Source organism: Massilia sp. NP310 (genome assembly GCF_019443485.1).
Lineage (GTDB): Bacteria > Pseudomonadota > Gammaproteobacteria > Burkholderiales > Burkholderiaceae_D > Telluria > Telluria timonae.
Genome location: NZ_CP080379.1, coordinates 4,231,324 through 4,252,784, shown reverse-complemented (window position 1 = coordinate 4,252,784; position 21,461 = coordinate 4,231,324). Strand labels below are relative to the sequence as shown.

Below are 21,461 nucleotides of genomic sequence, written 5' to 3'. Positions count from 1 at the left end.
ATCAAATTTGGCGATGCGACTTCGTCGACTAACAATGCTATGCACGATCCTAAAGAGCGTCAATCGCTGTATCGATACGGCCATACTGATCGCGAACAAAAAAAAGGCAGCCCGCAGGCTGCCCCTTCTATTGCCGAGCTATGAAGCTCAACGGCCTTTCGACCGCAGCTTCTGGATCGCCGCCAGCTGCGCGACCGCCGCGGCCATCTCGGCCTGGGCTTTCGCGTAGTCGATGTTCGAATCCTTGTTCAGCATCAGCTCTTCGGCCTGCTTCTTGGCCGCGGTTGCTTTCGCTTCGTCCAGGTCGCCACCGCGGATCGCGGTGTCGGCCAGCACGGTCACGCCGTTCGGCTGCACTTCGAGGATACCGCCGGCTACGAAGACGAACTCTTCGCCGCCGCCGGCCACCTGGATGCGCACGGCGCCCGGGCGGATGCGCGTGATCAAGGGGGTGTGCTTCGGGTAGATACCCAGCTCACCCGCTTCACCCGGCAACGCGACGAATTCGGCCTGGCCGGAGAAGATCTGCTCTTCGGCCGAGACTACGTCAACGAGAAATGTGTTTGCCATGTGTGTCCTTCAGTTTGAATGAAGAAGCCGACTTAGGCAGCCAGTTTCTTGGCTTTCTCGATTGCCTCTTCGATCGTGCCGACCATGTAGAACGCTTGCTCCGGCAGGTGATCCAGTTCGCCCGATGCGATCATCTTGAAGCCCTTGATCGTGTCTTTCAGCGAAACGTACTTGCCTGGGGCGCCGGTGAAGACTTCAGCGACGTGGAACGGCTGCGACAGGAAACGCTGCATCTTACGTGCACGAGCGACGACCAGCTTGTCTTCCGGCGCCAGTTCGTCCATGCCCAGAATCGCGATGATGTCACGCAGTTCCTTGTAGCGCTGCAGGGTGCCCTGCACGGCGCGCGCGGTCGAGTAGTGCTCTTCGCCGACGACCAGCGGGTCCAGCTGGCGCGAGGTCGAATCGAGTGGGTCGACCGCAGGGTAGATACCCAGCGATGCGATGTCACGCGACAGAACGACGGTCGAGTCCAGGTGGGCGAAGGTGGTTGCAGGCGACGGGTCGGTCAAGTCATCCGCAGGGACGTAGACGGCCTGGATCGAGGTGATCGAACCGGTCTTGGTCGAGGTGATGCGCTCTTGCAGACGGCCCATCTCTTCGGCCAGGGTCGGCTGGTAGCCCACTGCCGATGGCATACGGCCCAGCAGTGCCGAGACTTCGGTACCGGCCAGGGTGTAGCGGTAGATGTTGTCGACGAAGAACAGGACGTCCTTGCCTTCGTCACGGAACGCTTCCGCCATGGTCAGGCCGGTCAGCGCGACGCGCAGACGGTTGCCTGGTGGTTCGTTCATCTGACCGTAGACCATCGCCACTTTCGAGTTGGCTGGGTTTTCCAGGTCGACGACTTTTGCATCGGCCATTTCGTGGTAGAAGTCGTTACCTTCACGGGTACGCTCACCCACGCCGGCGAACACGGACAGACCCGAGTGTGCCTTGGCGATGTTGTTGATCAGTTCCATCATGTTGACGGTCTTGCCGACGCCGGCGCCGCCGAACAGGCCGACTTTACCGCCCTTGGCGAACGGGCAGACCAGGTCGATGACCTTGATGCCGGTTTCCAGCAGGTCGGTCGACGGCGACAGCTCGTCGTAGGCCGGCGCATCGCGGTGGATCGATGCCATGCGCTCATGGCTGACCGGGCCGCATTCGTCGATCGGGTTGCCCAGCACGTCCATGATACGACCCAGGGTCGGCACGCCGACTGGCACCATGATCGGATTGCCGGTGTTCTGGATCATCATGCCGCGACGCAGGCCTTCCGAGCTGCCCAGAGCAATGGTACGGACCACGCCGTCGCCCAGCTGCTGCTGGACTTCCAGGGTCAGTTCGGAGCCTTCCATTTTCAGTGCGTCGTACACTTTCGGCATGGCGTTACGTGGGAATTCCACGTCAACCACGGCGCCGATACACTGAACGATTTTGCCATCAGCCATGTTCGTTCCTTCAGATATATAGTTAGATTCTTTTACTTGATCGCTGGGCGCGGCCTTAGACGGCTGCGGCACCCGACACGATCTCGGAGAGTTCTTTGGTAATCGCAGCCTGGCGGGTCTTGTTGTAGACCAGCTTCAGGTCGCTGATGACACTGCCGGCGTTATCGCTCGCGGCCTTCATCGCGACCATGCGCGCCGATTGTTCCGACGCCAGGTTTTCCGCCACTGCCTGGTACACCAGCGCTTCCACATAACGCACCAGCAGCTCGTCGATGACGACTTGCGCTTCCGGTTCGTAGATGTAGTCCCAGCTGTGGGCGCCTGCATCGGCTTCCAGCGCTTTGGCTGGCAGCGGGAGCAGTTGCTCGACCATCGTTTCCTGCTTCATCGTGTTGATGAACTTGGTGTAGCACAGGTAGACGGCATCGAGCTTGCCTTCCTGGTACGCGTCCAGCATCACTTTGACCGGTCCGATCAGCTTGTCCAGTTGCGGGGCATCGCCCAGCTGGGTCGCTTGCGACACCAGCTTCATGCCGACGCGGTTCAGGAAGCCCAGGCCCTTGTTGCCGATGGCGACTGCCTCGACACGGTTGCCCAGCTGCTCCTGCTCACGCGCCTTCTGCGTTACCTGGCGCAGGATGTTGGTGTTCATGCCGCCGCACAGACCCTTGTCGGTCGTGATGACGATGAAACCCACTGCCTTTGCCGACACGCCCTTGGCTTGCGCCATGAATGCGTGCGTGTACTCCGGGTTTGCGTTGGCCAGATTGGCGGTGATGTTACGAACCTTGTCACTGTAGGGACGGGCGGCGCGCATGCGATCCTGCGCCTTGCGCATTTTCGATGCGGCGACCATTTCCATCGCCTTGGTGATCTTCTTCGTATTCTCTACGCTCTTGATCTTGCCACGAATCTCTTTGCCTGCTGCCATGAGTCCTTACTCCTTCCGGGCACCGGCGCCGCTATTCAAGCGGCGCCGGTCCATCAATTAATATGCGCCGGATTTCTTGAAATCAGCAATGGCGGCGGCCAGCGCAGCTTCGCCGTCCTTGTCCAGTTGCTTGGTTTCGTCGATCTTCGACAGCAGGGCGGCGTGGCCCGACTTCAGGAAGCCGTGCAGACCCTGCTCGAACGGCAGCACTTTCTTGACTTCGATGTCGTCCAGGTAGCCCTTGTTGACGGCGAACAGCGATGCGGCCATCAGCGAGGTCGACAGCGGCGAGAACTGCGGCTGCTTCAGCAGTTCGGTGACGCGCGCGCCGCGGTCCAGCTGCTTGCGGGTCGACTCGTCCAGGTCCGATGCGAACTGCGCGAACGCAGCCAGTTCACGGTACTGCGCCAGGTCGGTACGGATACCGCCCGACAGGCCCTTGATGACCTTGGTCTGGGCGGCGCCACCGACGCGCGACACCGAGATACCGGCGTTGATCGCAGGACGGATACCGGCGTTGAACAGCGAGGTCTCCAGGAAGATCTGGCCGTCGGTAATCGAAATCACGTTGGTCGGCACGAAGGCCGAGACGTCGCCAGCCTGGGTTTCGATGATCGGCAGTGCGGTCAGCGAACCGGTCTTGCCGGTGACGGCGCCGTTGGTGAACTTCTCGACGTAGTCGGCGTTCACGCGGGCTGCGCGCTCGAGCAGACGGCTGTGCAGGTAGAACACGTCGCCTGGATAGGCTTCGCGGCCTGGTGGGCGGCGCAGCAGCAGCGAAATTTGACGATAAGCGACAGCTTGCTTCGACAGGTCGTCATAGACGATCAGCGCGTCTTCGCCGCGGTCGCGGAAGTATTCCCCCATTGCGCAGCCCGAGTAGGCCGAGATGTACTGCATGGCGGCCGATTCCGACGCCGATGCCGCGACAACAATGGTGTATTCCATCGCGCCGTGCTGTTCCAGCGAACGCACGATGTTCTTGATGGTCGATGCCTTCTGGCCGATCGCGACGTACACGCAGGTGACGCCTTGACCTTTCTGGTTGATGATCGCGTCGACTGCGACAGCCGATTTACCGGTCTGGCGGTCGCCGATGATCAGCTCACGCTGGCCACGGCCGATCGGCACCATCGCGTCGATCGACTTGATGCCGGTCTGCATAGGCTGCGACACCGATTCACGCGCGATGACGCCTGGCGCGATCTTTTCGATCGGGGCGGTCAGCGTGGTGGCGATCGGACCCTTGCCGTCGATCGGCTGGCCCAGTGCGTTGACCACGCGGCCACGCAGTTCAGGACCGATCGGCACTTCCAGGATGCGGCCGGTGGTCTTGACGGTATCGCCTTCCGAGATGTGCTCGTAAGCACCCAGGATGACGGCGCCGACCGAGTCGCGCTCGAGGTTCATCGCCAGGCCGAAGGTGTTGCCTGGGAATTCCAGCATCTCGCCCTGCATCACGTCCGACAGACCGTGGATGCGGCAGATACCGTCGGCGACCGAGATCACGGTGCCTTGGTTGCGGACGTCTGCAGAGCCTTCCAGGCCCTGGATCCGGCTCTTGATCAGCTCGCTGATTTCAGATGGGTTAAGTTGCATGCTAGCTAACTCCAATTATAGTTTCTTGATGCGTAGGGCAAGGGCGGGACGTCGGCCGATGCGAGTGCACACTATCGATTACGACGCCAGCGCAACGTGCATCCGTTGCAGCTTGGCGCGGACCGAGGTATCGAGCACTTCGTCGCCGACGACCACGCGCACACCACCGATCAGCGAGGGATCCACTGTCACCGTTGGGTTCAGCTTGCGGCCAAATTTCTTTTCCAGCGTGGCGACCAGCTGCGACAGCTGGTCGGCCGAAATCTCGAACGCGCTGAAGATCGTCGCGTCGGCTGCGCCTTCGTTCGCGTTCTTCAGGATCGCGAACTGGGTGCTGATCTCGGGCAGCAGGTTGATGCGGCCGTTTTCGGCCAGCATCGCGATAAAGTTCTTCGCTTCAGCATTCAGCGGAGCCTTGACCAGCGACGCAATCGTGTCCGCCAGTTGTGCCTGCGTGACGTTCGGGTTGCTGGCGAAGGCCTGCACATCGGGAATGGCGCCGATCTGGCCCAGTTCCGACGCGATGGCCGACCACGCGTTCATGTCGCCGGATTGGGCGACACGGAACAGCGCTTCGGCGTAAGGGCGGGCGACGGTTGCGAGTTCAGCCATGATCAGAGCTCGGTCGACAGTTTCGACAGCAGGTCGGCGTGAGCCGCTGCGTTCACTTCGCGCTTCAGGATCTGCTCGGCGCCGGCAACCGCGAGGGTTGCAACCTGGCCACGCAGTTCTTCGCGCGCGCGGGTCACTTGCTGCTCGGCGTCGGCCTTGGCAGCGGCGACGATGCGTGCGCCTTCTTCGGCGGCGGTTTTCTTCGCTTCTTCGATGATCGCTGCAGCGCGCTTTTCGGCGTCGGCGATACGCTTCTGTACTTCGTCACGGGCGCCAGCCAGTTCGGTCTGGACGCGCTTTTCTGCGGCGGCCAGGTCGGCCTTGCCGCGATCGGCAGCGGCCAGGCCACTCGCGATCTTCGCAGCGCGCTCGTCGAGCGCCTTCATCAGCGGCGGCCACACGAATTTCATCGTGAACAGCGCCAGGATGAAGAACACCACCAGCTGTGCAACCAAGGTGAAATTAAGGTTCACGGGTTTATCCTTCTTAGAAACACGGATGCCGAACCAGAAACTGGTTCGGCCCTTCAAGACCTCGAGAGGCGAGTCTTAGACTGGAACGAACGGGTTAGCGAACGCGAACAGCATGGCGATACCAACGCCGATCAGGAATGCCGCGTCGATCAGACCAGCCAGCAGGAACATCTTGGTCTGCAGGGTGTTCATCAGTTCTGGCTGACGTGCAGAAGCTTCCAGGTATTTACCGCCCATCAGAGCGATACCGATACAAGCGCCGATTGCGCCCAGACCGATGATCAAACCGCAAGCCAGTGCAACAAAAGAAAGGTCAGTCATGAAAAACTCCAAAAGTTAAATTAAAAACTAAATTAAAAACTACAACTTCTTTACAACCACATTCACTCGATGCTTGCGGCTTCGATCAGTGGCCTTCGTGAGCCTGACCGAGGTAAACCAGCGTCAGCATCATGAAGATGAATGCCTGCAGGATCACGATCAGGATGTGGAAGATCGCCCAGATGGAACCGGCAATCACGTGGCCGATGAAACCGAACATCGTCGCGGTCCCGCCCAGCAGTGCGATCAAGAGGAACAGCAGTTCGCCGGCAAACATGTTGCCGAACAGTCGCATACCGAGCGACACCATTTTTGCTGCGTATTCGATGAGGTTCAGGAGCAGGTTGAACGGCGCCATCCAGATGCCGAACGGTGCTGCGAACAATTCGTGGAGCCAGCCGCCGAAGCCCTTGATCTTGATGCCGTAGTAGACCATCAGCAGCAGCACGCCCAGCGACATGCCGATCGGCGCATTCAGGTCGGCGGTCGGGACCACGCGGTGATACGGGAAGATGTGCTCGACGCCGAAGGCGGCGAACAGCCACGACCACATGTCGACCGGCAGCAAGTCCAGTGCGTTCATCAGGACGATCCAGACGAACACGGTCAATGCCAGCGGAGCGATGAAGCTGCGGTCGCCGTGCACGATGGTCTTGGCCTGGTCGTCGACCATTTCGAACATCATTTCGACGAAGGCCTGGAAACGGCCGGGAACGCCCGACGTCGCCTTGCGCGCGGCGGCCCACATCAGCAGGCAGGCGGTCAGGCCCATCGCGATCGACCAGAACAGGGTATCGTAGTGGATGACCGAAAAGTCGACCGGACCCACCTGATACTGGTTCTTCAGGTGGCCCAGGTGGTGAACGATGTATTCTGAAGCGGTGGGCGCGTGCGCTGCGCCGTCTACTGGAGTCGCCATGTTGTCATTGCCTAAATAATAAGATGATGTAACTTTTCAGTGCCACGATGATCCCAGCAACCAGTGCCAGCCAATTTAGATCGTGATACAGCCACGCAGTTGCGCCTAAAAGCGCCAGCGTTAATGCAATCTTTACAAATTCCCAGATGAAAAATGTCGCGGGAGTTGCCGTTCCAGACGCGGACGCGGCGAACAAGCGCACTGCCATGATCCCGTTGGGCACGACACAACACAAACCGCCCAGTACAGCCGAAAACATCGCAGCCCATCCCCCCAGTAGTGCGGCGATCAGGCCGACGACTACCGTTGCTATCAACTGCAGGGAAACGATGCGTAGCATATTCTTTTAGCTCTTGCGCTAGCGCATTTTGGACGTACTACGAGGTGATAATTACAAGAATCGCCGGAATTATAAGTGGTTATACGGACGTGAGTCAAACGATTCCACACTTATAACTGGGACGAATAGTTGGCGAAAATGTGACACGATGCCGACTGATAGCGCAATATTTTCAGCTACTTACGCTCAAATGGTGTATATGGGGTGATGTGACAATTGCGCTGTTGTACGTAGCCGCTGGAGCGGACCGGACGGCACGAGAGTTGGTAGCGCTAACGCGCACAAGGTGGCCAACGCGATAGCGGCCGGCGAGGTCGCCGGCCCCTGCGACGCCACCCCATGCGTCCAGGTGGCGTCCCTGTTTTTTCACGCGCGCAGACGCGCGAGCACACCTTCCAGGATATCCAGGTCGGCGAAGTCGATGATCATCTGGCCCCTGCCCTTGGCGCCCATCTTGAACAACACCGGCGTCGCCAGCTTGTCGGACAGTTCTTCTTCGAGGCGCACGATGTCGCCCGGCTTGTCCCTGGCGCGCGCCGGCTGGGCCGGAGCGTCCTGCTCTTCGAGCGCGCGCGCGACCAGCTTCTCGGTCTCGCGCACCGACAGGCGCTTGGCGATCACGTGGTTGGCCAGCGCGATCTGGTTCGCGCTGTCGACCGCCAGCAGGGCCCTGGCATGGCCCATGTCGATATCCCCCGCCATCAGCATGGTCTGCACCGGCTGCGCCAGGTTGATCAGGCGCAGCAGGTTCGACACCGCGCTGCGCGAGCGGCCGACGGCGCCGGCCGCCTGCTCGTGCGTGAAATTGAAATCCGAGATCAGGCGCTGGATGCCCTGCGCTTCTTCCAGCGGGTTCAGGTCTTCGCGCTGCATGTTCTCGATCAGGGCCATGGCCGCGGCGGCCTGGTCGTCGACGTCGCGCACCAGCACCGGGATCTCTTCGAGGCCCGCCATCTGCGCCGCGCGGAAGCGCCGCTCGCCGGCGATGATCTCGTACGGCGTGCTGGATCCCGCCGGCAGCGGACGCACCAGCACCGGCTGCATGATGCCCTGGGTTTTAATGGAGGCGGCCAGCTCGGACAGGCTTACTTCATCCATGCGGGTACGCGGTTGGTACTTGCCAGCCTGGATCTGGGTGACCGCCAGGACCGAAGGCAGATTGCTTGCGGCGGGCGCGGCGTCCATGTCGCCGCCGAGCAGGGCGTCGAGCCCGCGGCCCAGTCCCTTGAGTTTTTTGGTTGCCATTGTTGTGTCAGCTCTTCTGGTGATTACATGGTCTTGATGCGCTGGACCATCTCCGCGCCGAAGGCGATGTACGCCTGCGCGCCTTTCGACGAAGGATCGAAGGTCACGCCCGGGATGCCGTAGGACGGCGCTTCGGCCAGGCGGACGTTGCGCGGGATGATGGTCTTGAACACCTTGTCGCCGAAGTGCTGCTCGAGCTGGTTCGAGACCTGCTGCGACAAGGTCATGCGCGGGTCGAACATCACCCGCAGCAGGCCGATGATCTTGAGGTCGGTGTTCAGGTTGGCGTGCACCTTCTTGATCGTGTTGACCAGGTCGGACAGGCCCTCGAGCGCGTAGTACTCGCACTGCATCGGGATGATCACGCCATGCGCGGCGCACAGGCCGTTGAGCGTGAGCAGCGACAGCGCGGGCGGGCAGTCGACCAGGATGAAGTCGTAGTCGGCGTCGACCGCGGCCAGCGCATCCTTCAGGCGACGTTCGCGGTTTTCGAGCGACACCATCTCGACTTCGGCGCCGGCCAGCTCGCGGTTGGCGGGCAGCACGTCGAAGCGCCCCGCCTCGGAGCGCACCCGGGCCCCGGCCACGTCCGACTCGCCCAGCAGCACCTGGTAGATCGACGACTCGAGCGCGGCCTTGTTGATGCCCGCGCCCATGGTCGCATTGCCCTGCGGGTCGAGGTCGACCAGCAGCACGCGCTGGTCCAGCTTTGCCAGGCCCGCCGACAGGTTGACGGTGGTGGTGGTCTTGCCTACCCCACCCTTCTGGTTCGCAACGCAAAAAATCTTCGCCATCTATTCTCTTTCCTGAAAGCGGCTACAAGACGCCATACCGTTCATACCGTACAAACCGTTTAAATGATTCATACTGAATAAACGATATAAACGGTTTATACAGTTAATATTGTTTACTAAGTTCGCTCGATGAAGACGAGGTGCCGCTCTGCGCCCAGCCTTGGCACCTGCAGCGGCTGCAAACCCGTCACTTTCCAGTCCTGGGGCAGCCGTTCGCGTTCCTCGCTTGGCGCCACCCCTTTCAGGGCGATGAATTTGCCGCCCTCTTGCAACAGGTGTCCCGACCAGTTGACGAAGTCGGACAGGTCCGCGAAAGCGCGCGAGGTGATGACGTCAAATTTGTCGCTCACGGCCAAGTCTTGCACCTTCATCGTGTGCACGGTCACGTTGGCCAGGCCCAGTTCGGCCTTCACTTGCGTGAGGAAGGCGGTTTTCTTGTGCACGGTGTCGATCATCGCCACTTTCATGTCGGGCCGGGTAATGGCCAGCACGATGCCCGGCAATCCGCCCCCTGCGCCCACGTCCAGCACATTGCGCGCATCGGCAAATGCCGGCACCGCGGCCAGCGAATCGAGCAGGTGATGGGTCACCATCTGCATCGGGTCGCGCAGCGAGGTCAGGTTGTACACCGCATTCCACTTGTGCATCAGCTGCAGGTAGGCCATCAGCTTGCCCTGCTGGGCCAAACTCACGTCGAGGCCCATTTCGGCGATGCCATCGGCCAGCACCCTGGCCAGCGCATCGCGGTCGAACGCATATTTCATTGCGCCGCCTCCGAGGTGGTCGGGGCAAAGCCCTTGACGCCGCGTTTCTTGAGGTGCACCAGCAGCAGCGAGATCGCCGCCGGGGTCACGCCAGAGATGCGCGAAGCCTGGCCCAGGGTTTCGGGACGCTGTTTATCGAGCTTCTGGCGCACCTCGAACGACAGCGCGGCGATCTCGAGGTAATTCAGGTTCTCGGGCAGCTTCAGGTTTTCGTAATGGTCATGACGCTCGACTTCACGCGCCTGGCGATCGATGTAGCCCGAATACTTGAGCTGGATTTCCACCTGCTCCTTTACCGCCGGGTCGTCGACGCCGGGGCCGGCCAGCGGCTGGCCCTCGTTCCCCTGCATCGTCATCAGGGTGTCGTACTCGACGCCCGGCCTTCTCAGCAGGTCGGCAAGGTTGTATTCGCGCTCGAGCGCCTGGCCCACCACGCGCTCCGATTCGGCGGCGGCCAGGATGCGCGGGTTGACCCAGGTCGATTTCAGGCGCTCCAGTTCGCGGGCGACGGATTCACGCTTGGTCTCGAACGCTTGCCAGCGCGCGTCGTCGACGATGCCCAGCTGGCGGCCGATTTCGGTCAGGCGCATGTCGGCGTTGTCTTCGCGCAGCGACAGGCGGTACTCGGCGCGGCTGGTGAACATGCGGTAGGGCTCGGCCACCCCTTGCGTGGTGAGGTCGTCGACCAGCACACCAAGGTAGGCTTCGGAGCGGCCCGGCGTCCAGGCATCCTTGCCCTGGGTTTGCAGCGCGGCGTTCAGGCCGGCCAGCAGGCCCTGGGCCGCGGCTTCTTCGTAGCCGGTGGTGCCGTTGATCTGGCCGGCAAAGAACAGGCCCTTGATCGCCTTCGTTTCCAGCGACGCCTTCAGGCCGCGCGGGTCGAAGTAATCGTATTCGATCGCATAGCCGGGACGCAGGATGAAGGCGTTCTCCATGCCGCGCATCGAGCGCACCAGCTCCAGCTGGACGTCGAACGGCAGGCTGGTCGAGATCCCGTTCGGGTAGAACTCGTTGGTGGTCAAGCCTTCCGGCTCGAGGAAGATCTGGTGCGACTCTTTCGATGCGAAGCGGTGGATCTTGTCCTCGATCGACGGGCAGTAGCGCGGGCCGACGCCTTCGATCACGCCGGTGTACATCGGGCTGCGATCCAGGCCGGCGCGAATGATGTCGTGGGTGCGCTCATTGGTATGCGTCACCCAGCACGGCACCTGGCGCGGATGCATCGCCACATTGCCCATGTACGAGAACACCGGCACCGGATCGAGGTCGCCCGGCTGTTCGGTCAGCACCGAGAAGTCGATGCTGCGGCCATCGATGCGCGGCGGCGTGCCCGTCTTGAGGCGGCCCTGCGGCAGCTTGAGTTCCTTCAGGCGCGCCGACAGCGAGGTGGCCGGCGGGTCGCCCGCGCGGCCGCCCGAATAGTTCTGCAGGCCGACGTGGATTTTCCCGTCCAGGAAAGTGCCGGCGGTGAGCACCACGGCGCGGGCACGGAACTTCAGGCCCACCTGGGTCACGGCGCCAACCACGCGGTCGCCCTCCACCATCAGGTCATCGACCGCCTGCTGGAACAGCCACAAGTTCGGCTGGTTTTCCAGGCGTGCGCGGATCGCCGCCTTGTACAGCACGCGGTCGGCCTGGGCGCGGGTGGCGCGCACGGCCGGGCCCTTGGACGAATTCAGGATGCGGAACTGGATGCCCGCCTCGTCGGTCGCGATGGCCATGGCGCCGCCAAGGGCGTCGACTTCCTTGACCAGGTGACCCTTGCCGATGCCGCCGATCGACGGATTGCAAGACATGGCGCCGAGGGTTTCGATATTGTGGGTCAGCAGCAGGGTCTTTTGACCGGTGCGTGCGGACGCGAGTGCGGCCTCGGTTCCGGCATGGCCGCCGCCGACGACGATGACGTCGAATTCAGTAGGAAATAGCATGATGGGGTGTGGAGCGAGGAGACTAATGCGCGATTATAGATTCTTTTTTCCTGCTGGACTCTGCAAGGGTCTGAAAACGACAGATTTTGTTTCACGTGAAACCTTGTTCTTCAGTTCTTACTGGCATGTTTCACGTGGAACAGTCAACGAAAAAAAGCCGGGTAGAAACCCGGCTTTGATGTTTCACGTGGAACAGGACTTACCAGCCCAGCTTTGTGAACGAGTCGTAGGCTGTCTTTACAATCAGCGCCGACACGACCAGCAGGAACAGCTTGCGCACGAACCCACTGCCGTGCTTCAAGGCCAGCCTGGTGCCGATCAAGGAACCGACGATCTGGCATCCCGCCATCAGCAAGCCCAGTTGCCACAGCAAATGGCCGCTATAGCCGAACCACATCAGCGCCGACAGATTGCAGGCGACATTGACGACCTTGGCCGCAGCCGAGGCGCTCAGGAAATCGAAGCCGAAGAAGCGTACGAACAGGAACAGCAGGAAGCTGCCGGTGCCCGGTCCAAAGAAGCCATCATAAAAACCGATGGCGGCGCCGATGCCGACGGCCCAGTAACGCTCGGCCATCCCGCTGTGCAGTGGGGCGTGCACCGCGCCGAGATCCTTCTTCATGAAGGTATACACGGCGACCGCCACCAGGACGAAGGGCAGCAGCGCACGCACGAAATCGGCCGGCACCCGCGTCACGGTCCAGGCGCCGACGAAGGATAGGGCAAACGCGGCGATGGCGGCCGGCGCGGCGGTGCTCCACGCGACCCGCACCCGACGCGCGTAGCTGACGGCGGCCGAACTGGTGCCGAAGATCGCTGCGAGTTTATTGGTGCCGAGGATGGTTGCCGGCGCTTCTTTCGGCAACAGGGAGAACATGGCGGGAAGCTGGATCAGGCCGCCGCCGCCGACAACGGCGTCGACCAGGCCGGCGGCGAAGGCGGCGCCGCCGAGCCAGACTACATCGATCATGGGAGACTTTCAGGGGAAGCGCAGAGCCAATATTGTACGGCAAGCAAGCCGTACTGACACGCCGCCGCCCTTCCCCGCACAAGCTATGCCGGCGTGACCGCCGCCTGCGATCTTGCGAAATCGATGAGCAGCCCGTTGAGCCGGTCGGCGCCCGACAGCTGCAGCCAATGGCCCACGCCGTCGATCCGCGCGTACTCGAAACCGGCGCGGCATTGTTGGCGCGTGTCCAGCATCTGTTGCTCGCGCAATGCGGGATCGTGCTCGCTCCAGACGCCCAGCACCGGCACGTCGACCGGCTTCCACCGCTTGCCGCCGGAAGCCTTCAGATTGGCGCGATAGTAATTCAGGGCCGCAGTCAGCCGGCCTTGCGGCGCCAGCGCATCGATCCAGAGTTGCTGCTGTTCGCGGCTGCGATTCATCGCGCGCAGCGCCGCCCAATCACCTGCCCTCAACAGCGTCTCGGCCAGGACCGGCGTCATGAACACCGCCATGTACCAGAAGCGCAGTTTTTGCGTGAGGCCTGACTTTGCGAGCGACTTCGGGTGGCCGACCGACAGCGCCGCATAGCGGCTGACACGCTGCGGCGCATGCATGGCCAGGTGCCAGCCGATCTGCGCGCCCCAGTCGTGACCGACCACCGTCGCCTCGGCGATACCCAGTGCATCCATGAGCTGCAGCACGTCATCGGCCACGAATTCGACTGCGTAGGCGCTGACGTCGGGCGGCATATCGGTCTTGCCGTAGCCGCGCAGGTCGGGAGCGATGACCTGGAAACCAGCCGCGGCCAGGGCCGGGATCTGACGTCGCCACACCGCATGGGTATCCGGAAAGCCATGCAGGAGCAGGACTGGCGGGCCCTCACCGGCAGTCACGTAATGCATGCTCAAACCATTGACCCTGGCGTACCGCGACACGACATCCATGCGTTTCCCTGTACCTCAGTTCGATGGGAAACAGCTTACCAGAACGTAAACGCCTGTCCAGACCCCTTCTGTGGATAAGCTACTTGATATCCACAGGTATCGTTTGTGTAAAACTCAGCTTTTTTGCACAGGCAAAAATCTTGTCCAGATTTGCCACCAAGCAGTTTGCTCAGCAGTGCACGGACTTATCCGTGACATAAATCCCTGATTTCTCGTTCTTTAATCGGGTTGTCCACAGAAACCTGCGACCGTTAACCACTACTATCAGCGTTGTATACAGATATTGGTTGTAAACCTGGTGAGCCCGCGAAAAAAAAATTTTCGTCGAGTGTGGCAAATCCGGGAAGCGATATCACGCCAGTCGACGCAGTTGGCCATCCCGACTGCAGGCGCTCGCACCTTGCTCGCCAGGGCCATCAACACCGGCACAAAGCCGGTCTCTGTGGAAAACCGAATGAATATCCACAGGATGGAATGTGCAGAAACCCCTGCTTGTCCAGGCGAGCAATTTCTATCCAACTTTCCTACAGCGCCGGCACAAGCGTTTTCCACCGGGTTAACACGACCGTAAACCCCTGATGTTGTGGAAAAAATCGCTTTTATCCACAAAGCGGCCGGCGTTTACTACTACTACCATTTTGTATACAAGCTTTTGGCTATAACAATCTAAGGAAACGCCATCGCAGCTGGCTCTGCACCACCCAAAAAGCTGCAACCAATGTATGGCGTACAAAAAACGCCGTGGTAACGCACTGGTCCCCGGTCATGGAAGATGCACCTGTACCGTCAACGATGCCTGCCGAACAGCAGTGACAAAGATCCGGCTGTGGAAAAGCCGCTGCATATCCACAGCATCAGATGTGCAGAACAGCTGCTTTTTCCTACCGCCGATTTGTTGTCCAAGAACCGTGCAAGCCGAACGCAAGCTTTTTCCAGCGCGTAAACGGCGTCGTAAACCGTTGATACTGTGGAGTAAACCTGTCTTATCCACAGAGAACGTCGCGTTTACCTACTACTATCAACCTTGTATACATATCTCTTAATTAAATAAGCAAACACAGCGCAGGCAAAAAAGCGTCTTCCAAGACAGGGCGTTCACCTCTTCCAGCAAGAACCACGATCGTTGCAATTCAAGGACTGCATGCGGTGGAAGCTGTGTACAATCCGTCCCTTATGCACAGTTGCCGATCTGAACGGCCGCCAGGGTGCACAACATCTCTACACACTCACTCATCAAGAAAACATGCGTCTAGGGATCATCAGCGCCTTGCACGAAGAACAGGCAGGCCTCGTGGAAGCCATGGAAGGGCCCGCCAAGCTCATCCACGGCAAACGCGAGTTCTGGGTCGGACGACTGTGGGAAATCGACGCTGTGTGCGTTTTATCGCGGATTGGCAAGGTTGCCGCTGCGATGACGGCGACAACGCTTGTGGAAAAGTTCGGAGTTACGCACATCCTCTTCACGGGCGTTGCCGGCGCCGGGGATAAAACGATCCGTGTCGGCGACATCGTGGTGGCCGAATCGCTGGTCCAGCACGATATGGATGCCAGTCCCCTGTTCCCGCGTTTCGAGGTGCCGCTCACGGGTCGGACGCATTTCCAGCCAGACCAGCAGCTGTCGCTGCGCCTGTCCGGCGCCGCCCATGCCTTCCTGGAATGCGACTTTCTGGAGACGATCTCCGAGACCGAGAGACAGGCTTTCGGCCTGGCGCAGCCGCGCGTGCATCGCGGCCTGATCGCCAGCGGCGACCAGTTCGTCAACGACCGCCTGCGCATCGATGCCTTGAATGGCGCCCTGCCCGGGCTGGTGGCGGTGGAGATGGAAGGCGCCGCGGTGGCGCAGGTATGTCACGAACTGGATGTGCCGTTCGCCGTCATCCGCGCGGTGTCGGACAACGCCAATGAAAACGCGGCCCACGACTTCATGCGCTTCGTGAAGTCGGTGGCCGCGCAATATGCTTTCCACATCACCCGGCGCCTGTGCCGGCATCTGGTGGAAGCGCCGCTTCAGCCCAGGAGCGAGTCGGCGGGGATGTAATCGTAGCCCAAAGCCTGGGCGACGGCCTCGAAGGTCACCTTGCCCTGGCAGACGTTCAGGCCATGACGCAGGTGGACGTCGTCCGCCAGCGCGCGCCGCCAGCCCTTGTTCGCCAGCGCCAGGGCATGGCCGATGGTGGCGTTGTTCAAGGCGAAGGTCGAGGTGCGCGCCACCGCGCCCGGCATGTTCGCGACGCAGTAGTGGACCACGCCATCGACCAGGAAGGTCGGATCGGCGTGCGTCGTTGGGTGCGAGGTTTCGAAACAGCCGCCCTGGTCGATCGCCACGTCGACCACCACCGCGCCCTTCTTCATGCGAGACACCATGTCGCGCGTGACCAGCTTCGGTGCCGCGGCGCCCGGCACCAGCACGCCGCCGATCACCAGGTCGGCATTCACGACCGCTTCCTCGAGCGCATGGGCATTCGAATACAGGGTCGAGATGCGGTTGCCGAACACCAGGTCGAGCTGGCGTAGCCGGTCGACGTTCTTGTCGAGCACCGTGACGCGGGCGCCGGTGCCGACCGCCATTTGAAGCGCGTTGGCGCCGACGACGCCGGCGCCGATGATGACCACGTGGCCGGCCGCTACGCCAGGCACGCCTCCCAGCAGCAGGCCCATGCCGCCCCGGGATTTTTCGAGATGGGCGGCGCCGGCCTGGATCGCCATGCGTCCCGCGACTTCGCTCATCGGCGCAAGCAGGGGCAAGCCGCCGCCCGGGCCGGTGATGGTTTCGTAGGCGATGCAGACGGCGCCCGATTTGACCAGGGCCGCGGTTTGCTCCGGATCCGGAGCGAGATGGAGGTAGGTGTAGAGTATCTGGCCGTCGCGCAGCATCGCGCACTCAAGCGGTTGCGGCTCCTTGACCTTGACGATCATGTCGGCGCGTGAGAAGACTTCCTGGGCGCTGTCGACGATGGTGGCGCCGGCCGCGGTGTAGTGCGCGTCGTCGAGGCCGATCTCGCTGCCAGCGTCTTGCTGGACGATCACCTGGTGGCCGCGTGTTATCAGTTCGTGCACGGACGCCGGCGTGAGGCCGACGCGGTATTCGTGGTTCTTGATTTCCTTTGGAACGCCTACAAGCATGGTTGTCTCCTGTTGTGATGTGGTGCTGCTGACTCTCCTGCTGATGTATTGATTGTTGAACGCGTGGGCGGGAAACCCGCCCACCCCATGTTACGGTTATTCTTACAGGCCCAGGGTCATCAGGCTTGCGTTGCCGCCAGCGGCCGTCGTGTTGACGCAGACCGCGCGCTCGGCGACCAGGCGCCACAGGTCCACCGGCACCAGGGCGTCGGTGTCGACGATGCCGACGATCGCACCCGGACGCGCCGCCAGCTGCGTGCGCAGCAGGCCGGCCAGGCCGGTTTCGACCAGCGCGATCGCGACGTCGGCCGCATCGATCTCTTCCTTGCCCACGAAGCGCACGCGTTCCTTCACCGCCGCCGGCAGGTTGGCCGGAATCGACTCAGGCGTCGGCGCCAGCACCAGCGCGCGATTGCCGGTGGCCAGGGCCGCCGCCAGTTGATTGAGCAGGCCGGCCGGGGTGGCTGGCGCGCACAGCACGGCGCCGCGCGGCGTGAACGACAGGCGGTTGCTCTCTCCGGTCGGGCCGGGCAGGTCCATCGAGACGCCATTGAGCGAAGTGCGCGCGTAACCTTCGGCCAGCGCGGCCACCGGCTGCTGGCCATTGGCGCGCAGCCAGCTGGTCAGGGCTTCCAATGCCGCTTCAGGCTGGCGCACGTGTTCCATCAAGGGCGCCGCGCCGCGCTGCAGGCGTTTCAGGTAAAGCGGGCCGCCGGCCTTCGGACCGGTGCCCGACTTGCCTTCGCCACCGAACGGCTGCACGCCGACCACCGCGCCGACGATGTTGCGGTTGACGTAGATATTGCCGACGTGGGCGCGGTTGACGATGGTGTTGATGGTTTCATCGATGCGCGAATGCACGCCCAGGGTCAGGCCATAGCCGGTGGCGTTGATCGCATCGATCACCGCAGGCAGCTCGGCGCGGCGATAGCGCACGATGTGCAGCACCGGGCCGAAGACCTCTTGCTTGAGTTCCGCCAGCGAGGCGATTTCGAGCACGGTCGGCGGCACGAAGGTGCCGGCAGCGACGACCGAGGCCGGCAGCTCGAGCGCGAAGTGGCTGCGCGCCGTGGCCCTGGTGCGCTCAATGTGGGCCAGCAGGTTGCGCTGGGCCTCGGCGTCGATCACCGGGCCGATATCGGTCGCCAGGCGGTCCGGGCTGCCCACGCGCAGTTCCTGCATCGCGCCCTTGAGCATCTTGATGGTCTTGTCGGCGATGTCCTCTTGCAGGAACAGCACGCGCAGCGCCGAGCAGCGCTGGCCGGCCGAGTCGAAGGCCGAGCTCAGGACGTCCTGCACCACCTGTTCCGGCAGCGCCGAGGAATCGACGATCAGCGCGTTCTGGCCGCCGGTTTCCGCCACCAGCGGGATGTCGATGCCTTCCTGTTCGGCGCGCTTGGCCAGCGTGCGGTTGATCAGCTGGGCGACTTCGGTCGAGCCGGTGAAGATCACGCCCTTGATGCGGCTATCGGCCGTCAGGGCGGCGCCGACCACTTCGCCGCGGCCCGGCAGCAGCTGCAGCGCGGCGCGCGGGGTGCCCGCCTCGAGGAATAGCTCCACCGCGCGGCAGGCGATCAATGGGGTCTGCTCGGCCGGCTTGGCCAGCACCACGTTGCCGGCCGCGAGGGCGGCCGCCACCTGGCCGGTGAAGATCGCCAGAGGGAAGTTCCAGGGGCTGATGCAGCTGACCGGGCCCAGTGCCTCGGCTTTGCTTGAACTGCGGATCTGCACCGCGTAATAGCGCAGGAAGTCGACCGCTTCGCGCAATTCGGCGATCGCGTTCGGCAGCGATTTGCCGGCTTCGCGCACGGCCAGGGCCATCAGCTCGACGCCGTTCTGCTCGAACAAAGCGGCGGTGCGCTCGAGGATCGCAGCGCGTTCATGGGTGGCGGTGGCGGCCCATTCGGCGGCGAAGGCGCTGGCCGCGGCCAGGGCGGTTTCGACGTCGGTGCGCGAGGCTTCGCTTACCTGGCCGACGATATCGCTCGACATCGCGGGGTTGATCACGTTGGCCGGAGCGCCGGCATCGACCGAACCTGCAATCAGCGGACCGGCGACGTGCTGGCGCTGCTGCGCGAGGCCAAGCGCCACCTTGGCCAGGACGTCTTCGTTGACCAGGTCCATGCCGTTCGAATTCTTGCGCTCGGCGCCGAACATGTCGAGCGGCAGCGCGATCGCCGGATGCGGTTTGCCGCCGCTGGCGCGCGCGACGTCGAACGGATCGGTGAGCAGCGTGTCGATCGCCACGTTCTCGTCGACGATCTGGTTCACGAACGAGGAGTTGGCGCCGTTTTCCAGCAGGCGGCGCACCAGGTAGGCCAGCAGGGTTTCGTGCGAGCCGACCGGCGCATAGATGCGGCAAGCCTTGTCCAGGTTCTTGCTGCCCACGACCTGGTCGTACAGCGTCTCGCCCATGCCGTGCAGGCACTGGAATTCGTAGTTGCTGACGTTGTCCTGCTTGGCCCAGGTATAGATCACCGACAGCGTGTGCGCGTTGTGGGTGGCGAACTGCGGATACAGCACGTCGGCCGCCGCCAGGAGCTTGCGCGCGCAGGTGAGATAAGAGACGTCGGTGTACACCTTGCGCGTATAGACTGGATAGCCGGGCATGCCGTCGACCTGGGCGCGCTTGATCTCGGCGTCCCAGTAGGCGCCCTTCACCAGGCGCACCATGAACTTGCGGCCGCTCCGCTTGGCCAGGTCGACCAGGTAATCGATCACGAACGGGCAGCGCTTTTGATACGCCTGCACCACCAGGCCGATGCCTTCGAAACCGGCCAGGTCGGCGTCGAACGCGAGCGCTTCGAGCATGTCGAGCGAGATCTCGAGACGGTCGGCTTCCTCGGCGTCGATATTGATGCCGATGTTGTAGGTCTTGGCCAGCAGGACCAGGCTGCGCACGCGCGGCAGCAGCTCGCCCATCACGCGCGCATATTGCGCACGGCTGTAGCGCGGATGCAGCGCCGACAGCTTGATCGAGATGCCCGGGCCATCCTTGATGCCGCGGCCATTGGAGGCCCTGCCGATCGCGTGGATGGCGGCTTCGTACGAGGCGTAATAATTCCTGGCGTCGCTTTCGGTCAGCGCCGCCTCGCCCAGCATGTCGTAAGAATAGCGATAGCCGCGCGTCTCGTTGTCGCGGCTGTTCTTCAGCGCTTCGTCGATGGTCTGGCCGGTGACGAACTGGTTGCCCAGCATGCGCATCGCCATGTCGACGCCCTTGCGGATCAGCGGTTCGCCGCCCTTCGCGATCAGGCGCGTGAGCGCCGAGCCGAGACCCTGCTCGCTATTGGTCGAGACCAGCTTGCCGGTGATGAGCAGGCCCCAGGTTGCGGCATTGACGAACAGCGATGGCGATTCGCCGAGGTGCTTGCGCCAGTCGCCGCGGCTGATCTTGTCGGCGATGAGGCGGTCGGCGGTCTCGCTGTCCGGGATGCGCAGCAGCGCTTCGGCCAGGCACATCAGGGCCACGCCTTCTTCCGACGACAGCGAGAACTCGTGCATCAACGCATCGACGCCCGAGGCGCGGGTGCGCTTTTCGCGCACGCTCGACACCAGGCGATGCGCCAGCGGCTGGGCATCCGCGCCGGGCGTGGCGCCTTGCGCGAGCAGCCATTGCACGGCCTCGGTTTCATCACGGCGGTAGGCGGCGGTGATGGCGGCGCGGAGTAGCGTTTGCTCGCGCTTGGTTTCAGCGTGGAGGGCGTCGAAGGGAACGAAGGTGGAGGCCGGGGAAGCAGCGATCTGCATGGCTATCTAGTCAAAAGAAAAAGTCACAATGAAGGGCACCGCACAGCAAAAGCGCCGTCCCACAAATGGTGGTCGGCGCGGTTTGTACGTCGGTGGAAATGATTCGATTGTAGAAGGATTTCTTCTGGATTAATTCTGCTTTTAATCGATACTAGCAATAGATAGTTTTTGATGCGACAATCTGACCGAATAAAATTAACGGGAGACACCCGATGTTGGACAAGATCAGCAAAAAGATCCTCGCCGAGCTGCAGAATGACGGCCGCATCAGCAATGTGGAGCTGGCGGCGCGCGTGAACCTGTCGCCGGCGGCTTGCCTCGAGCGCGTGCGCAAACTGCACGAATCGGGCTATATCATGGGCTACACGGCCCAGCTCAATCCGCAACTGCTCGACGTGTCGCTGCTGGTCTTCATCGAGGTCGTGCTCGATCGTACCACTCCCGAAGTCTTCGATGCGTTCAAGCAGAGCGTGCAGATGATTCCCGAGGTGCTGGAATGCCATATGGTGGCCGGCGGCTTCGACTACCTCGTCAAGGCACGCGTGAAAGACATGGCGGCCTACCGCGAATTCCTGGGTAAGACCTTGCTGCAGAAAGGCGTGCGCGAGACGCACACCTATGCGGTGATGGAAGAAGTCAAGAATACGACCAAGCTGCCGATCCGCTGATCACAAGCCAGCGCATCAATAAAACGGCCAGGCATTTGCCTGGCCGTTTTGTTTCACGTGAAGCATTTTGCTTCGTCGCGACTTGTGCTGGCGCT

19 protein-coding genes are annotated in these 21,461 nt (G+C 62.1%); 2 read left to right on the top strand and 17 right to left on the bottom strand.

From position 1 onward, the window contains the following. Positions 1-147 precede the first annotated feature (147 nt). The 15 genes from KY496_RS18675 to KY496_RS18605 form a co-directional block, all read right to left on the bottom strand. Positions 148-570: a F0F1 ATP synthase subunit epsilon gene (locus KY496_RS18675; protein WP_005664028.1), complete on the bottom strand. Its 423-nt coding sequence runs from the start codon at positions 568-570 to the stop codon at positions 148-150. Between the two features lie 32 nt (positions 571-602). Beyond that, positions 603-2,006, bottom strand: a complete 1,404-nt coding sequence (gene atpD / locus KY496_RS18670) for a F0F1 ATP synthase subunit beta (RefSeq protein WP_005664031.1) — start codon at positions 2,004-2,006, stop codon at positions 603-605. A gap of 55 nt (positions 2,007-2,061) precedes the next feature. After that, positions 2,062-2,937 carry a F0F1 ATP synthase subunit gamma gene (gene atpG, locus KY496_RS18665; RefSeq protein WP_005664033.1) on the bottom strand — a complete coding sequence of 292 codons (876 nt, stop codon included), beginning with the start codon at positions 2,935-2,937 and terminating at the stop codon, positions 2,062-2,064. 57 nt (positions 2,938-2,994) lie between these two features. Continuing rightward, positions 2,995-4,536, bottom strand: coding sequence for a F0F1 ATP synthase subunit alpha (gene atpA / locus KY496_RS18660; RefSeq protein ID WP_005664034.1), 1,542 nt, complete (start codon positions 4,534-4,536; stop codon positions 2,995-2,997). 78 nt (positions 4,537-4,614) lie between these two features. Continuing rightward, a complete protein-coding gene (locus tag KY496_RS18655; RefSeq protein WP_005664037.1) occupies positions 4,615-5,148 on the bottom strand; it encodes a F0F1 ATP synthase subunit delta in 534 nt (177 codons plus the stop codon). A 2-nt stretch (positions 5,149-5,150) separates the two neighbouring features. Further along, positions 5,151-5,621, bottom strand: a complete 471-nt coding sequence (locus KY496_RS18650) for a F0F1 ATP synthase subunit B (RefSeq protein ID WP_005664039.1) — start codon at positions 5,619-5,621, stop codon at positions 5,151-5,153. A gap of 75 nt (positions 5,622-5,696) precedes the next feature. After that, positions 5,697-5,942: a F0F1 ATP synthase subunit C gene (gene atpE / locus KY496_RS18645; protein ID WP_005664041.1), complete on the bottom strand. Its 246-nt coding sequence runs from the start codon at positions 5,940-5,942 to the stop codon at positions 5,697-5,699. An 85-nt stretch (positions 5,943-6,027) separates the two neighbouring features. Next, complete coding sequence (gene atpB / locus KY496_RS18640; protein WP_005664043.1) at positions 6,028-6,861, bottom strand: F0F1 ATP synthase subunit A; 834 nt, start codon at positions 6,859-6,861, stop codon at positions 6,028-6,030. A gap of 4 nt (positions 6,862-6,865) precedes the next feature. After that, positions 6,866-7,201 carry an ATP synthase subunit I gene (locus tag KY496_RS18635; RefSeq protein ID WP_040774964.1) on the bottom strand — a complete coding sequence of 112 codons (336 nt, stop codon included), beginning with the start codon at positions 7,199-7,201 and terminating at the stop codon, positions 6,866-6,868. Positions 7,202-7,567: 366 nt separating this feature from the next. After that, positions 7,568-8,446 (bottom strand): ParB/RepB/Spo0J family partition protein, encoded by an 879-nt coding sequence (locus KY496_RS18630; RefSeq protein WP_005664045.1) that lies wholly within the window; start codon positions 8,444-8,446, stop codon positions 7,568-7,570. A 23-nt stretch (positions 8,447-8,469) separates the two neighbouring features. After that, positions 8,470-9,240: a ParA family protein gene (locus KY496_RS18625; RefSeq protein WP_005664046.1), complete on the bottom strand. Its 771-nt coding sequence runs from the start codon at positions 9,238-9,240 to the stop codon at positions 8,470-8,472. Between the two features lie 116 nt (positions 9,241-9,356). Then, on the bottom strand, positions 9,357-10,004 hold the full coding sequence (gene rsmG / locus KY496_RS18620) for a 16S rRNA (guanine(527)-N(7))-methyltransferase RsmG (protein WP_005664048.1): 648 nt from the start codon (positions 10,002-10,004) through the stop codon (positions 9,357-9,359). After that, positions 10,001-11,932 (bottom strand): tRNA uridine-5-carboxymethylaminomethyl(34) synthesis enzyme MnmG, encoded by a 1,932-nt coding sequence (gene mnmG / locus KY496_RS18615; protein ID WP_005664050.1) that lies wholly within the window; start codon positions 11,930-11,932, stop codon positions 10,001-10,003. The genes rsmG and mnmG overlap by 4 nt, the downstream gene beginning before the upstream one ends. A 199-nt stretch (positions 11,933-12,131) precedes the next feature. Continuing rightward, on the bottom strand, positions 12,132-12,902 hold the full coding sequence (locus KY496_RS18610; protein ID WP_005664052.1) for a TSUP family transporter: 771 nt from the start codon (positions 12,900-12,902) through the stop codon (positions 12,132-12,134). A gap of 83 nt (positions 12,903-12,985) precedes the next feature. Further along, positions 12,986-13,825 (bottom strand): alpha/beta fold hydrolase, encoded by an 840-nt coding sequence (locus tag KY496_RS18605; protein WP_005664054.1) that lies wholly within the window; start codon positions 13,823-13,825, stop codon positions 12,986-12,988. A gap of 1,243 nt (positions 13,826-15,068) precedes the next feature. Here KY496_RS18605 and KY496_RS18600 point away from each other — a divergent pair. Next, positions 15,069-15,863: a 5'-methylthioadenosine/adenosylhomocysteine nucleosidase gene (locus KY496_RS18600; RefSeq protein WP_071360956.1), complete on the top strand. Its 795-nt coding sequence runs from the start codon at positions 15,069-15,071 to the stop codon at positions 15,861-15,863. On the opposite strand, the gene ald is transcribed toward KY496_RS18600, so the two are convergent. Both ald and putA read right to left on the bottom strand, forming a co-directional pair. Then, positions 15,833-16,948 carry an alanine dehydrogenase gene (ald, locus tag KY496_RS18595; protein WP_184240381.1) on the bottom strand — a complete coding sequence of 372 codons (1,116 nt, stop codon included), beginning with the start codon at positions 16,946-16,948 and terminating at the stop codon, positions 15,833-15,835. The two genes, KY496_RS18600 and ald, sit on opposite strands and share 31 nt — an antisense overlap. Positions 16,949-17,050: 102 nt before the next feature. After that, on the bottom strand, positions 17,051-20,698 hold the full coding sequence (gene putA, locus KY496_RS18590) for a trifunctional transcriptional regulator/proline dehydrogenase/L-glutamate gamma-semialdehyde dehydrogenase (protein WP_219861936.1): 3,648 nt from the start codon (positions 20,696-20,698) through the stop codon (positions 17,051-17,053). Positions 20,699-20,910: 212 nt separating this feature from the next. Here putA and KY496_RS18585 point away from each other — a divergent pair, with 212 nt between their 5' ends. Beyond that, a complete protein-coding gene (locus tag KY496_RS18585) occupies positions 20,911-21,366 on the top strand; it encodes an Lrp/AsnC ligand binding domain-containing protein (RefSeq protein WP_005664065.1) in 456 nt (151 codons plus the stop codon). Positions 21,367-21,461: the final 95 nt, after the last annotated feature.